We start from the raw sequence: 815 nt of genomic DNA on the forward strand, positions 1-815 counted from the left end.
TCTAAGGAACTACCCGAACCCGATGAGGTTCGGATAAGAAGACGAAAGTCTTCACAAGCAACTCTCAGGCAGGATTGTTGCTCGCTCGTTGTCAGTTTTGAAAGACTAATCGTCTTTCATCGAAGTTTTTGTATATGACGAAGTCATTGCAAAAATCTTCTCGAAGTTTTCGCTTCTGCGAAAATCTTCACCAATCCGTTTGGTGGCGATGGCGGAGGGGAACCACGCGTTCCCATACCGAACACGACCGTTAAGCCCTCCAGCGCCGATGGTACTTGGACCGCAGGGTCCTGGGAGAGTAGGACGTCGCCAAGCGGGTAGTAAAAAGATAGAGTTGATCGTTATGATCTATACTTTATCCGATATACCCTTGGAAGTTAAAGCAGAATACCCGAGGGCCTTTAGCTCAGCTGGTTAGAGCGCACCCCTGATAAGGGTGAGGTCGGTGGTTCGAGTCCACTAAGGCCCACCATTATCAACACATGAGTGTTGATCCCATTACGGGGCCATAGCTCAGCTGGGAGAGCGCCTGCCTTGCAAGCAGGAGGTCAGCGGTTCGATCCCGCTTGGCTCCATTTGTTCCTTGAAAACTGGATAACGAAAGTAACAAGAAGTTTTGAACCTTGTCTTCGGACAAGATGAAGATCTTCTGCTGAAACATCCTTTAGCTGTTTTAAATAGATGTACACTGAAGCAATTCAGTCGTACCATCGACCGCCAGCTGAAGCAATTCGCTGAGCGATAACTAGGTTAAGCTAGTAAGAGCGCACGGAGGATGCCTAGGCACCAGGAGCCGAAGAAGGACGTGGCGAACA

General features: G+C 49.1%; 2 tRNA genes and 1 rRNA gene. All 3 read left to right on the forward strand.

Annotation, left to right across the window (positions count from 1 at the left end):
• Positions 1-198 precede the first annotated feature (198 nt).
• The 3 genes from rrf to DX130_RS26135 all read left to right on the forward strand — a co-directional run bounded on the left by rrf (position 199) and on the right by DX130_RS26135 (position 575).
• A 5S ribosomal RNA gene (gene rrf / locus DX130_RS26125) occupies positions 199-315 on the forward strand.
• Between the two features lie 80 nt (positions 316-395).
• Positions 396-472: transfer RNA gene (locus DX130_RS26130), tRNA-Ile, on the forward strand.
• A gap of 30 nt (positions 473-502) precedes the next feature.
• A tRNA-Ala gene (locus DX130_RS26135) sits at positions 503-575 on the forward strand.
• Positions 576-815 lie beyond the last annotated feature (240 nt).

It is taken from the genome of Paenibacillus paeoniae, from assembly GCF_003388735.1.
Taxonomy (GTDB): Bacteria; Bacillota; Bacilli; order Paenibacillales; family Paenibacillaceae; genus Pristimantibacillus; species Pristimantibacillus paeoniae.